Source organism: Solitalea longa (genome assembly GCF_002920915.1).
Classification (GTDB): Bacteria; Bacteroidota; Bacteroidia; order Sphingobacteriales; family Sphingobacteriaceae; genus Solitalea; species Solitalea longa.
Genome location: NZ_PQVF01000010.1, coordinates 98448 through 113147, shown reverse-complemented (window position 1 = coordinate 113147; position 14700 = coordinate 98448). Strand labels below are relative to the sequence as shown.

Below are 14700 nucleotides of genomic sequence, written 5' to 3'. Positions count from 1 at the left end.
AAGTTGCACCTGATTGTTTTGGAAGGAGAAGATATTTATGATTGATAGAAATGAATTGAAGTCGTTAGTAAAATTGTTAGATGACCCCGATCAAGAAGTATTTGAACACATTAAAAACAAACTGGTTTCTTTTGGCCCCGAGATTATAACTTATCTCGAAGATGTTTGGCAACAATCATTGGATGTGATCTTGCAGGAACGTATTGAAAATATTGTTCATAAGATTCAGTTCGATGAAGTTAAACGAGAGTTGGAATTATGGATTTTAGGGGGTGCATTTGATCTGCTGTCGGGTGTTATTACAATAAACAAATATCAATATCCCGATTTAGATGAACAGCGCATTCACAATCAAATTGAAGACATTAAAAGGGATGCCTGGCTGCAATTGGGCTATGACATGAGTCCATTAGAGAAAGTTAAGGTGCTTAACCATGTTTTCTTCCACATCCATGGATTTAGCGGCAATACCGTAAATCATCAGGATCCACAAAACTCATACATCAACCTGGTACTCGAAAGCAAGAAAGGTAACCAGATATCCCTGGCAATTATATATTCACTTATTGCCCAAAAACTCGACATACCTATTTATGGAGTTAACCTTCCGCAGCATTTTATTTTAGCGTATGTAGACGAAAATGAAGCCATTCTGCCTGGATTTGAAGCAATAAATGGTGTAATATTTTACATTAACCCCTTCAACAAAGGATTTATTTTCGGGCGTAAAGACGTAGATTTCTTCTTAAAGCAATTAAAAATTGAACAGCGGGATGAATACTACCAACCATGTGCTAACGTGGAAATTGTAAAACGGGTTTTACGAAATTTGATCAGTGCATATAACAAGCTGGGGTATTTAGATAAGGTAGAGGAGCTTGAGGAACTGCTGCAAGTTTTAGAAAGTCATTAAAAATTAGATCTGAGTATTGAGATTTGAGTATTGAGATTTAACATTTTTTATAACCTGTCAGACCAAGTGGAGGCTATTCCATGTCATGAAACTCATATCTCATATCTCAAATCCCAAATCTCACATCTCACATCTCATATCTAATTAAAACTCCATTAAATAAGCTTTAATAAATTCATCCAACTCACCATCCATTACCGCCTGAACATTGGATGTTTCAGTACCGGTACGGAGATCTTTTACTAATTTATATGGATGGAACACATAATTTCGAATCTGTGAACCCCATTCTATTTTTTTCTTACCGCCTTCAACAAGTGCTTTAGCAGCATTTTGCTTACGTAGTTCCAGCTCATACAACTGCGACTTAAGCATTTTCAATGCCTTTTCTTTATTCTGTAGTTGTGAGCGTTCTTGCTGACATTCGATAATGATACCGGATGGAGCGTGTTTTAATCGAACAGCGGTTTCTACCTTGTTAACATTTTGTCCGCCCTTACCTCCCGCTCGGAAAGTATCCCAGGAAACATCAGCCGGATTAATTTCTATGGTAATTGAATCATCAACCAGCGGATAAACATACACTGAAGCAAATGAGGTATGACGTTTGGCATTTGAATCGAAAGGTGAAATACGAACCAAACGATGCACTCCGTTCTCGCCCTTTAAGTAACCATAGGTAAAATCACCTTCAAACTCAAGGGTACAGGAGGTTATTCCGGCAACATCGCCAGGCTGATAATCAATTTCCTTAACCTTGTACTTATGCTTTTCGCCCCACATAATGTACATACGCATAAGCATCTCAGCCCAATCGCAGCTTTCTGTACCACCAGCTCCGGCATTTATTTTAAGAACGGCATTCATTTGATCTTCTTCACCACTCAGCATATTCTTAAATTCCAGTTCTTCAACTACGTTTATTGAAGTATCAAACTGTTGCTGCATCTCCTGCTCACTTACATCGCCCTCTTTGTAAAAATCAAACAGCACATAAGTATCTTCTGCTGATGCATTTACTTGCGCAAAAGCATCAGTCCATACTTTTTTACTTTTAATATCATGAAGTATCTTCTCGGCTTCCTTTGGTTCGTCCCAAAAGTTTGGACCAAGTGTTAACTCCTGCTCATTGGCAATTTCCGACAGTTTATTGTCGATGTCAAAGATGCCTCCTCAGGGACGCTACTCTATCCCTTAAATCTTTTATTTGTTCAATTGTCATAACTGATATATGCTGATATTCTTATTTAAGTCGCTTTATACCCGCTTTTGCTTTAGCGTCAATTCCATTCTTATATTCATGCCCCTTCATATCGAGACATAACTGATAGTATTGTTTGGCCTTGGCAAAATTCTTTTGATTTTCATAGATCTTACCCAAGCTCAGTGATGAATTTGCTGCAAAATACCATTGCCTTCCACTACCCCAATTTATAGTTTGAGTATAATATTGAATAGCTTTATCGTAATCTTTCATTCCGTCAAATATCCTACCCATCCGATAGCTGTATTCTAATTTATCTTTCTCCGAAATTTGCTCAGTAATCTTTTTGGATTTTAAAACATTTAATGCCCTGTCATAATACCCCCCATCGTACAGTAATCGGGCTCCCAATAAATACAAATCCGGAACTCCTTGCTCCGCCTCCTTTAAAGCATGCTTATCCTTATCGTTATAATCAAATCCTTTCGATTTAACCAAAGTCATATTTTGCTGATACTTCTTTAGATCCCCTTCCAGCAATCCACACCAAGCCAATCGCATATACGAATCTTTGATATTAAAAGATCCTTTATAATTTGTCAGGTATTTTTGAAAGAAAAGGTTCGCATCATCATCCATCCGGTTAAGTTTGGCCGTAGCCAGTAAATATTCAATATGCTTAAAAGGAGCATAACTACCTCCGGAAGGCCGGGCACTAAATATTGATATGGCCTCGTTATTATGCGCCGTTTTCATACAAATATACCCTTGAACAAAACTCTTAAGCAGGCAACTGTCACTTATTGGCTTCAAATACTTCAATGTTTTTGCATAGGCATTTTCATCGCCAACAATATCGTTTAAAACATAACTTAAATATAAGGCGGTTTCATCGTAGAAGAATGAATAATCTGAAGCAGGCAATTGAGTTAAAGCTTGCTCCATCATATTTACTCCAGTTTTAATATCAGCATTAATGCCAAATGTGTTTAAAACCGTTCGAAGACCCGAAGGAGCATTTCCCAATACAATATTAAGAATACCTAAATTTTTATTATTGGGCCAAAACTGAGGAAATTTAGTTGCATTCTCTTTCAAATAACCATAAGCACGGTTAATTTCCAATGCGGCAGTGTAGTACTCTCCAAAACGTGCTCGGGTCAACGCCCATTGAATATTAATCTCCGCCTGGCAAAAAAGATAATATGGGGAACGTTCATCATCTTTTTCAATACGTCGTAATCGTGCCGACTTTTTTGATTTCAATCGATCGAAATCGCTTTCATTCTCAGTAGTGAAAATGGTATAAAAGTCAACATAGTTTTCGAGTAAACTGATAATTGAATTGGCCGGATGACTTTTTTTTTCTTTTTCGATCAATGTTTTAGCCTGATCTAATTTCAAAGCCAAAATTAATTTATAGGCTTCAGTACAATTAGCATTAAAATCAAAATTAGCTTTGGATGACCCAGCAAAAGCAAGCAAAAAAAAGACTACAGCAAAGAATTTCTTCATAAAATATCAAAGCGAAATTCGAAAGCGACAAAGGTAGAGGATAAAAAATAATAGCGGAAAGCTATTTCCAAAGTATTTAACAACAAAACGCCCCCGATTTAAGGCGGGGGCATTTTTTATTTTTATTGATCTAGAAACTAGATGGATACTTCTTCCAAAGTAAAGCCTTCGTCAACAATAATACGTCCGCAGTGTTCGCAAACGATAATCTTTTTGCGCTGACGAATATCAGCCTGACGCTGAGGCGGAATTTTGTTAAAACAACCTGAACAAGAGTCACGCGAAATAGTAACTACAGCTAGGCCGTTTTTAAAGTTAGATCTTAACTTCTTATAGGCCGTTAAAAGACGATCTTCAATTTTAACTTCTTGTTGGCTTGCTTTGTCAAGCAAAACATCTTCCTCTTTTTGAGTTTCAGCTGTGATATTATCCAACTCTTCCTTTTTAAGGGAAAGGTCTTTTTTACGCTCGTCAGAAATAGCCACGGCTCCGTCTAAAGCAACTTTTTTACCCTGGATATCAGCCTGATGTTCACGAATACGTTTTTCGTTAACCTGAATATCAAGTGTTTGAAGCTCAATTTCTTTGCTCAATGCGTCAAACTCACGGTTGTTTTTCACATTATTCTGCTGACCTTCATATTTTTTAATCAGCGTTTGTGAATCCTTGATATTATTTTTACGGTTTACGATAGTGTCTTCCAGATCGTCTAACTCACGTTTCAACTTATTGATACGGGTTTCTAAACCAGCTACCTCATCTTCCAGATCATTAACCTCCATAGGAAGTTCTCCGCGAAGAGTACGAATTTTATCAACTTTAGAGTGAATGGTTTGTAAATCCCAAAGGGCTTGAAGTTTTTGTTCTACTGTTGCTTCCATGTATGCGAAACAAAATTTGGATTTGTTACAGATAGTTAACCGGGTTTGTTTTTACCCTGCTTAACAGAACGGCAAAGGTAGGGAATTTTTCTGACAATTTTTCAAGCAATAATTCTGATGTAAATTGCTCACTTTCAAAATGCCCGATATCGGCAATTACTATTTTGCCATCAGCATCAAAAAACTCGTGGTATTTATAATCGGCGGTAACAAAAACATCGGCTCCTGCCCTTATAGCATCTTTAAGTAAAAAACCTCCGGCACCACCACAAACAGCTATTTTCTTCACCTTGGATTTTACTATATCAGTGTACTTAACCACACCCGCCCCCATAGTTTGTTTTAACTGAGCAAGAAAATCAAGGGTGTTCATTGCTTCTTCCAGCTCGGCTACCATACCTGAACCTACCGTTGAAAAGGAATTGTTTAAAGCGTAAATATCATAGGCAACTTCTTCATAAGGATGCGCTTTTAATAATGCTGAAATTACTTTCCCTTCTAAATGCGACGGAAATATAGTTTCAATCCGCAGCTCGGCCTCTAACTGAAGTTCTCCGGGAGTTCCTGCAAATGGATTTGTTGAGCTGTCTCCTTTGAAAGTTCCAGTCCCATCCGAGTTGAAGCTACACTCGCTGTAGTTTCCGATATGACCAGCCCCTGCAGAAAACAATGCATTACGAACGTCATCGGCTTGAGCAGTTGGACAAAAAGTAACCAGTTTCTTTAATTTACCTTGTTTGGGAGATAAAATAGATCGGTTAACAAGTCCTAATTTATCACAGATCTTTGCATTCACCCCATCTGAAACACTGTCTAAATTGGTGTGAATAGCATACAAAGCAATATCATGTTTAATGGCTTTCATCACTACCCGTTCTACATATGAATTACCATTAAAACGTTTCATCCCTTTAAACACGATAGGATGATGTGAGATTATAAGATTAGCACCTGCAGCAATCGCTTCATCAACAACAGCCTCTGTACAGTCGAGACTGATTAATGCTTTAGAAATTTCCTGCTGAGGGTTGCCTACAATTAGTCCCGCATTGTCATAGTCTTCCTGGTAGGCTAATGGGGCTAGTTGTTCTAAAAAGATACTAAGGTCATTTAAAGTCATTCAAGAATGGATTGCTTGTTCAAAATGCATAACAGGTTTTCAAGACCTATTGTAGTTTTTATCATTAAAAAATATACCTTGGTAAAAATAGTTACAATACCTATGAATTATGTGGCAAATATTGACATTTTTGGGCTTTACCTACTTCCTGTTTTACTTATTTCCTTTATTAATTATAATAGAGCCGAAGAAAACTATAAACCTGTTTTATGGTATTTCTTCTTATTAGCCATTCTTAAAATGCTTGATACGTTGTTCATGCTAAGCTTCGGCAATAATATAATAATCTACAATTTAGAAGGCATCCTGTCTTTTTTACTATTATTATATATATACAAACGTTGGGGATACTTCTCCTCGCGAAAGCACACTTTAAATTATATTGCATTAATAGCAATTAGCTTTTTTACCATTGAAACGCTTGTTAATAAAAGTATGCTTCTTGAAACAAGTTATTCAAAAGCTGCATTTTCGTTTACTTCTATAATTTTAAGTCTTAATGTTATAAACAACACGCTATTTAGCACTAAATCCAGGAGCACTATTTTATTTAAAAACTTATTTTGTATTACAATCATCATCGAATCAATACTACTGATTTGTTTATCCATCTTTTTAAACCCTCGATTAAAGTTTAGCATGACTTTTCTAGAATCCATTTACCTCTTTTATCGGATAAGTGTTGTTTTCATAATTTCCTCAATCTACTTAATTGTCAGTTTTTTAATACCTAAAAAATCATATATCAACAAAACATCAATTAATTTTTAACATTTATTATGAGTAAAAAAATCACTCCAAAAGAAGCCAAAGATTTAGCAGAAAAGTATAGAAAAGAATTTGGGAAACCTGATCGAAAACTTGATCAATTTGATTTACCAAATTCGGTAAAATTTAGCCGTGCAGACATTGAAGCACTTCTTGCTGATGAAAAAGTAGATGAAATTAGGATCCTATTTAGCATTGGCGAAGTAGAAAAAAAAGAAACTAAGGAAAAAGTCAAGTTTTTAAACTTAATTGCAACTGGAGTTAGCAATAGCCAAGAAGAGAAGACAAGTGAAGTAAATTATGAATTCATGGAAGCATCGTGCCCTTGTCCAACAATAAGAAGTTGCTGTTATCCTCCGGTTTTTCCAGAATCATAAAAGTAACATCAAATAGTTAAGCAGCCCAATCGGCTGCTTTTTTTGTTCCATATCAATGCCAATACCCGTAATTAATCCTAACTTGCGCCCACCAATTTAAATCTAAATCAATATTCTAATGGAGTCGATAAGTGCATTCGAAATCATTAAGGTGGGTATTGGCCCTTCCAGCTCTCATACTATGGGACCATGGAAAGCTGCTGAACTTTTTCTTAATGAAGCCAAACAACTGCAACCCATTTCAAACATAAGCCAGATCATCGTTCGTTTATATGGTTCATTGGCAAAAACCGGCCATGGTCACGGAACTGATGTAGCCGTTTTAATGGGACTAGCAGGAGAAGATTATACCCAAATTAATACCGATACCATACCTGAAAAGGTAGAGTCTATAAAATCGAGTAAAACTATTTTACTGGGAGGCATTCATTCACTTGCCTTTGATTACAACAAAGACCTGATCTTTGAATACAACAAAAGCCTGCCCTTCCATGCTAACGGAATCGAGTTTATTGCTGTGTTTGAAAACGGTCAGTTAATCAACCGTAAATATTACTCTGTAGGTGGCGGCTTTGTGGCCACTGAAAACGAAAACACCATCACTCAAAACGCCATAGTTACACCTTACCCATGCCATCATGCAATAACCATAGCTGAGAATTGCGCAAAACTTAACCTTCGTGTTGCCGATTTGGTAATGGTTAATGAGCAGGCTTGGCGAAGTAAAGAAGAAATAAACCAACAGGCTTTGTACATCTGGAGTGAGATCAAGGACTGTATTTTTAGGGGGGTGAACAAAACCGGCATTCTTCCCGGGGGCTTAAATGTGAAACGCAGGGCCTCAGAAATGAATGAAAAATTGCTGGCTGGTCGACATTGTGGCACTGTAGACGAATGGATTCGTGCTGTAAAAGCTTCGGATAAAAGCTTTACCTCTATCAATAAATGGATCAGTTGCTTTGCACTTGCCGTTAATGAAGAGAATGCTTCTTTTGGTCGTATCATCACCGCTCCTACCAACGGTGCTTCAGGGGTTATTCCAGCAGTACTAATGTACGCATGGTGCTTTGTAGATGGCTTTGATGAGGAAAAAGTGATTCGTTTTATTTTAACAGCAGGTGAAATTGGCACTATTTTCAAAAAGAATGCAACTATTTCAGCAGCCATGGGCGGTTGTCAGGCCGAAATTGGTGTATCATCGGCAATGGCGGCAGCAGGATTGGCGGAATGTATGGGCGGCAGCGTAGAGCAGGTGCTAATGGCAGCCGAAATTGCTATGGAGCATCATCTGGGCTTAACCTGTGATCCTATTGGCGGCTTGGTTCAAATTCCGTGTATTGAGCGTAACTCTATGGGCGCTATCAAAGCTATAACCGCTTCAAATATTGCATTAGAAAGTGATCCTAAATCGGCCAAAGTAAGTTTAGATGCAGTAATTAAATCGATGTGGGATACCGCTCGTGATATGAATGACAAATACAAAGAAACAGCAGAAGGTGGTTTAGCTGTAAATATTCCGGTGAATTTGCCAGAGTGTTAAGACACTATTTTCACGAACTATACTAATTGCACAAATCATGATAAAGATTTGTGCAATTATTGTTTATATAAAGATGTATTTCATTTTAAGTTATAAGTGGATTGGCTGTAAATATTCGGGGGAATTTGCCTAACTGTAAAAGACACAAATTCACGAATTATACTAATTGCACCAATCATGACGAAGATTTGTGCAATTCTTGTTTATATAGGAAAGTAGTTAACTTAAAGTTGTAAATTGTAAAACAGGATTATTAGTGCAATTCGTTTAATTAACTATAATTCGTGCTTCTTTAATTCGTAATAATTAGTGCTACTAAATGAAAACCATTGCTATCTATAATCTTAAAGGAGGTGTTGGCAAAACCGCGACTGCTGTTAATCTGGCTTATCTGGCATCAAACCAAGGACATAAAACCTTATTATGGGACCTTGATCCGCAGGCATCAACAACTTTTTACTACCAGGTGAAAGCGAAAGTGAAAGGCGGTATCAAGAAATTAATGGGCAATAAGTCGGAAATCGAAGATGCCATTAAATCATCGCACTACGAAAAACTGGATATTTTACCTGCTGACCTTTCGACAAGAAACCTGGATATCATTTTAGATGACATGAAATCTTCGAAAAAGAGGTTAAAAAATACACTCCACGAATTGAACGGCGATTACGATTATGTATTTATCGATTCTCCCCCGGGCTTTTCGATCTTATCTGAAAACATTTTTGCCGCTGCCGATTACATTCTTCTTCCCATGATTCCTACAACACTTTCAATTAGAGCTTTTGAAACGGTTTCGGAATATTTTGAAGACAACGATTTAGATAAGAAAAAGATCATCCCATTCTTTTCAATGGTCGACCTCAGAAAAAATATGCATAAGGATATCATCGATGAATACCAGAACAACCCCCACCTTTTAAATTCCAGTATTAATTATTCATCCGAAGTAGAAAAAATGGGTATTTTCCGTGCTCCATTACCTGCATTCGCCCCTAAATCCAAATCTTCTAAAGCCTATACCGCTCTTTGGAAAGAATTTCAAACCAGAACAGAATCAAAGAAGAAACACTAATTTCTCCAAATAGATAGATTAATTCCCTAATTCACAGAAACAATCGTCAAAGTCGATAGCATACATCCTAATTCTTGTTAAAAACATTCTATTATCTTTGCAATCACTGTGATGCAAACAATACAAGAAATTCTTTCCATATACCAAAACGACAGCCGTATCCAACAACTGGCCTCAGATTTACAACTTAGCCAGCAACGGGTGCACCTGAAAGGACTCGTAGGTTCTTCAGACGCCATGTTGGTAAACGCTTTGCGTACTCAAACAGAACAACCTTTTGTTTTTGTGCTGCCTACTTACGAAGAAGCCATTTATTTTTTAAATGACCTGGAAAGCTTGAGCGGTCGTAATGGATTGATTTTTCCTGCTTCGTATCGCAAACCTTTTGAATTTATTCAGCCCGATTCAGGGAATGTTTTGCTTCGTGCGGAGGTGTTGAATGAAATTAAATCGAAAACCAACGCCTCAAAAATGGTGGTTACTTATCCTGAGGCACTCGCCGAAAAAGTGATCAGCCGTGAAACACTGGAGAAAAACACCCTCGATATTAAAACCGGTGATAAACTTAGCATTGAGTTTATTAATGAGTTTTTACATGAATATGCTTTTGAACGTGTTGATTTTGTGTATGAAGCCGGGCAATATTCAGTAAGAGGAGGAATTGTAGATATTTTCTCTTTTTCGCATGACCTCCCCTATCGTGTAGAATTTTTTGGTGATGAAATAGAATCCATTAGAACTTTTGACCCCGAGGATCAGCTTTCGGTTTCAAAAATGGAGTGGATCACTATTGTTCCTAATGTTCAATCGAAATTACTTACTGATAACAACACTTCATTTCTTGATTATATAGAAGAAAACTCTGTTCTATGGTTTAAAGATGTCACCTTCACCTATGAAATCATTGAAAAAGGTGTTAAGAAAGCCAAAGAACTTTACAAAGGCTTACCCGACGATGAAAAAGCCATGCATTCCGAATGGATGGATCCAAAATATCTTTTCGAAGAGAGTAAAGACACCAAACGGAATATCGACAGGTTTTCAGTAATTGAATTTGGAAAGCAATTCACGTATGAGGCTACAGAGACTTTTCACTTTGACCTTCGTCCGCAGCCTTCATTCAATAAAGACTTTACACTCCTTCAGCATAATTTAAATGAAAACATTGCTGAAGATATTCAGAACTTCATTTTTGCTGATAGTGCCAAACAGATAGAGCGACTTTACGCCATCTTTGCCGATTTGCCTAAAGAAAAAGAGGCCAAGACTACAAGTAATGAAACGCCATTCACTCCCATCCATCTTTCTATTCATGAAGGTTTTATCGACCGGGAACTAAAAGTTGCATGTTATACGGATCATCAGATTTTCGATCGCTATTATAAATACAAGTCGCGTAAAACTTATACGCAGTCGCAATCAATCACTTTAAAAGAACTGAGAGAACTTAAACCGGGTGATTTTGTAACTCATATTGATCACGGGATTGGTAAATACGCCGGCCTTCAAAAGATTGAAGTTAACGGGCAGATCCAGGAATCAATCCGGTTGGTTTATGCAGATAATGATTTGCTTTATGTAAACATTAATTCGCTTAACCGCATCTCAAAATATACCGGTAAGGAAGGCACGCAGCCAAAACTGAATAAGCTGGGAACAGATGCCTGGGATAAGTTAAAAAAAAACACTAAAAAAAAAGTTAAAGACATAGCCCGTGACCTGATAAAACTTTACGCACAGCGTAAAGCCAAAGAAGGACATGCCTTTATGCCAGATACTTACCTTCAGAATGAGCTGGAAGCTTCGTTCATTTATGAAGATACCCCTGATCAGGAAAAAGCTACTGCCGATCTTAAGAAAGACATGGAAGCTCCACATCCTATGGATCGGTTGATTTGTGGCGATGTAGGCTTTGGAAAAACAGAAGTAGCCATTAGAGCGGCATTCAAAGCCGTTACCGATAGTAAGCAGGTGGCCGTTTTGGTGCCAACCACTATTCTTGCCTCACAGCATTTCCGCACTTTTCGCGAACGCTTAAAAGACTTCCCCTGCACAATTGATTATGTAAACCGTTTTAAATCAGCCAAGCAAATAAAGGATACATTAAAGAACCTCGAAGAAGGTAAGGTTGATATTATTATCGGTACTCACAGGCTGGTAAGCAAAGACATAAAATTCAAAGATCTAGGCTTATTAATTATTGATGAGGAGCAAAAGTTTGGTGTTACGGTAAAGGAAAAACTTAAGTCATTTCGTGTAAATGTGGATACACTAACACTTACAGCCACTCCCATTCCGCGTACGTTGCATTTCTCTTTAATGGGCGCTCGCGACCTTTCAATTATCAGCACACCGCCCCCAAATCGTCAACCTGTAGTTACCGAACTGCATGTGTTCAATGAAAAAGTGATTAAAGAGGCTGTTGAATTTGAAACCGAACGTGGAGGACAAGTTTTCTTTGTACACAACCGTGTTAGTGATATTCATGATGTAGCGGGTTTAATTCGCAAATTATGTCCCGGTGTTAAAGTGTGTGTGGGTCACGGACAAATGGAAGGGGATGAATTAGAAGACGTGATGAGCGACTTTATTGAAGGCAGATATGATGTTTTAGTTGCCACAACCATTATTGAAGCAGGGCTGGATATATCAAATGCTAACACTATTCTAATAAATCAGGCCCATAATTTTGGCTTGAGCGATTTGCACCAAATGCGTGGTCGTGTAGGCCGTTCGAATAAAAAAGCCTTTTGCTATCTTTTAAGTCCACCATTGTCGGTATTAACCCCTGAAGCTCGGAAACGATTAAGTGCAATTGAAGAGTTCTCTGATTTAGGAAGCGGATTTAATGTGGCTATGCGAGACCTGGATATTCGCGGTGCTGGAAATTTATTAGGCTCAGAACAAAGTGGATTTATTGCCGAGATTGGCTATGAAATGTATCACAAGATTTTGGACGAAGCTATTCAGGAGCTGAAAGAAGAAGAATTCAGTGACCTGTTTAAAGATGAAAAGCCCAGGCCGTTTGTAAACTTTACCACTATCGATACTGATATGGAGTTATTAATTCCGGATGAGTATGTAAGCAGTATTCAAGAGCGATATAACTTGTACAACGAATTAAGCCGGATTGAAAATGAAACCCAGCTAAACGCTTTTGCCACCCAGCTAAATGATCGTTTTGGCCCATTACCTCGTCAGGTTAAAGAATTATTGAACACAATGCGACTACAATGGCTCGCTAAAGAGATCGGTTTTGAAAAACTGATGGTTAAAAATAAAACCCTTCGTGGCTTTTTCATTTCTAACCAACAGTCGCCTTATTTCGAATCAGAAAGCTTTACCAAGGTGCTTCATTATGTTCAAACGCATCAACGTAACAGCCGATTGAAAGAGGGAAAAAACACGCTTTCTATTACAGTTGATAATATTCAACACATCCAGCAGGCAATAGATACACTAAATGAATTAGCCGGAATCGAGGTGGCCTAAGTTAAAAGACCACCATTTACCCATAAAACTGCCACACAAATAATACATAGTAATAGCGTAGAATTATTTTCGTTTTATAGTTATTTGCTTAACCAATTTCTTATTATAAAAAGTAGAAAGCCTAAATCAATAGTAACCCTAAATTATTCGCTTTAATTATTAATTATGAACAAGAGTCTTTCATTTTCTTTACTGCTCTTACTTTCAGGTTCGGCAGTATTTGCGCAAACTTCAACAAAAGCCCCCGACAATTGGTTTAACCTCGATCCAAAAACCGATCATATTCAAGGAGTTAGTACCAACAAAACATATCAAGAGCTATTAAAAGGCCGTAAGTTTCAAACAGTTATAGTAGCTGTAATTGATGGGGGTGTTGATACCACGCACGAAGATTTAAAGCCAATCCTTTGGAAAAATAAAAAGGAAATTGCCGGCAACGGAATTGATGATGATAAGAATGGTTACATCGATGATGTGTATGGATGGAACTTTATTGGAGGCAAAGACGGCAGAAATATTAACCATGAGTCGATGGAGTTAACTCGTTTATATACGCCGCTTGAGGCAAAATATAAAGATACCCCTCCTACAGCTGAGGTAGAAAAAAAGCCTGATTACCAGCAATACTTAAAACTGAAGAAAGATTTCAATAAAGAACTTTCAGAGACCCAACAACGATATGAAAGTTATACCGGTTTTTTAAGCCAGTTGAGAAAAATCAACAATGCATTAAAAATGCAGTTAAAGGCTGAAAAATTGGATATTCCTACGCTTGAAAAAGTAAATACGGGCGATGAGAAGATCAACAAATTAGCAGCAAACATGAAGCAAATGCTTATTGCCAACGACTGCCCTGATTTGGATGATCAGATTGAAAAACTGGAAGAGGCCGTTGACGACCTGAAAGGCAAGCTTGATTACGGATTAAACACAACAGCCAATGAACGGGCTATTGTAGGAGATGATCCTGCTAACGCCAGTGAGCGCTTTTATGGAAATAATGATGTAACAGGTCCTGATGCTGGGCATGGCAGCCACGTTTCGGGAATTATTGCTGCAGCCAGAAATAACGGAATCGGTATGAACGGAGTTGCCGATCATGTACAAATAATGGCGGTGAGAGCGGTTCCTAACGGTGACGAACGCGATAAAGACGTAGCAAACGCTATCAGATATGCCGTTGACAATGGCGCCAGGGTTATTAATATGAGCTTTGGAAAATTGTATAACTACGACAAAAATACGGTTGACGAGGCTGTGAAATATGCAGCATCAAAAGATGTATTATTAGTTCATGCCGCTGGAAACGATGCAAACAACAATGATACAACCGGAAATTTCCCTAACCGTAATTTTATTGCCGGCGGAAGTGCAGCCAACTGGATTGAAGTTGGCGCATTATCTTGGAAAGGTGGAGATCAATCCGTTGCAGGTTTCTCTAATTATGGCAAAAACTCGGTTGATGTGTTTGCCCCAGGAGTGGATATTTACTCAACTATTCCATTTTCGAAATATAAATCAAATAGTGGAACAAGTATGGCATCGCCGGTTGTTGCTGGGATAGCCGCTGTAATTCGTTCTTATTATCCACAATTAACCGCTGTTGAAGTTAAAAACATCATCTTAAATTCGGTTGATAAGTTTCCCGATCTGGAAGTTGTAAGCCCGGGATCAGAAAATAAACAGAAAGTAAAATTTGCAGATCTTTCTATTACTGCCGGTGTTGCTAACCTTTATAACGCAGTTAAACTAGCCGATACTCAAACTAAAAAGGCAAAAAAATAACTTATTTCAATAATTTTTATTTGAAAAAGG

The 14700-nt window shown here is 37.7% G+C and carries 11 protein-coding genes; 6 read left to right on the top strand and 5 right to left on the bottom strand.

Translation table 11 applies throughout. From position 1 onward, the window contains the following. The first annotated feature begins 37 nt into the window (after window positions 1–37). Window positions 38–913 carry a transglutaminase-like domain-containing protein gene (locus C3K47_RS14625; RefSeq protein ID WP_207765309.1) on the top strand — a complete coding sequence of 292 codons (876 nt, stop codon included), beginning with the start codon at window positions 38–40 and terminating at the stop codon, window positions 911–913. Window positions 914–1057: 144 nt separating this feature from the next. Here C3K47_RS14625 and prfB read toward each other — a convergent pair. From prfB to C3K47_RS19585, 5 genes are all read right to left on the bottom strand, one after another. After that, window positions 1058–2135 (bottom strand): peptide chain release factor 2 gene (gene prfB, locus C3K47_RS14620; protein WP_114324636.1). Its coding sequence is split into 2 segments (ribosomal slippage): window positions 1058–2074 and window positions 2076–2135, totalling 1077 coding nucleotides; the frame shifts between segments, so codons are not numbered across the junction. A 21-nt stretch (window positions 2136–2156) separates the two neighbouring features. Continuing rightward, entirely contained in the window at window positions 2157–3632 is a 1476-nt protein-coding gene (locus tag C3K47_RS14615; protein WP_103789898.1) for a tetratricopeptide repeat protein, read from the bottom strand. 137 nt (window positions 3633–3769) lie between these two features. Further along, a complete protein-coding gene (locus tag C3K47_RS14610) occupies window positions 3770–4513 on the bottom strand; it encodes a zinc ribbon domain-containing protein (protein ID WP_103789897.1) in 744 nt (247 codons plus the stop codon). 25 nt (window positions 4514–4538) lie between these two features. Next, the gene (locus tag C3K47_RS14605; RefSeq protein WP_103789896.1) at window positions 4539–5633 is read right to left on the bottom strand and encodes a Nif3-like dinuclear metal center hexameric protein; all 1095 of its coding nucleotides are present in this window, start codon (window positions 5631–5633) and stop codon (window positions 4539–4541) included. Between the two features lie 452 nt (window positions 5634–6085). After that, a complete protein-coding gene (locus C3K47_RS19585) occupies window positions 6086–6292 on the bottom strand; it encodes a hypothetical protein (protein ID WP_165784707.1) in 207 nt (68 codons plus the stop codon). Window positions 6293–6412: 120 nt separating this feature from the next. On the opposite strand from C3K47_RS19585, the gene C3K47_RS14595 reads away from it, so the two are divergent. The 5 genes from C3K47_RS14595 (at window position 6413) to C3K47_RS14575 (ending at window position 14670) form a co-directional block, all read left to right on the top strand. Further along, on the top strand, window positions 6413–6778 hold the full coding sequence (locus C3K47_RS14595) for a hypothetical protein (RefSeq protein ID WP_103789894.1): 366 nt from the start codon (window positions 6413–6415) through the stop codon (window positions 6776–6778). A 118-nt stretch (window positions 6779–6896) separates the two neighbouring features. Beyond that, entirely contained in the window at window positions 6897–8318 is a 1422-nt protein-coding gene (locus C3K47_RS14590) for an L-serine ammonia-lyase (RefSeq protein WP_103789893.1), read from the top strand. 319 nt (window positions 8319–8637) lie between these two features. Further along, window positions 8638–9393, top strand: coding sequence for a ParA family protein (locus C3K47_RS14585; protein ID WP_103789892.1), 756 nt, complete (start codon window positions 8638–8640; stop codon window positions 9391–9393). 111 nt (window positions 9394–9504) lie between these two features. After that, entirely contained in the window at window positions 9505–12885 is a 3381-nt protein-coding gene (gene mfd / locus C3K47_RS14580; RefSeq protein ID WP_103789891.1) for a transcription-repair coupling factor, read from the top strand. 165 nt (window positions 12886–13050) lie between these two features. Next, window positions 13051–14670 (top strand): S8 family peptidase, encoded by a 1620-nt coding sequence (locus C3K47_RS14575; RefSeq protein ID WP_103789890.1) that lies wholly within the window; start codon window positions 13051–13053, stop codon window positions 14668–14670. Window positions 14671–14700 lie beyond the last annotated feature (30 nt).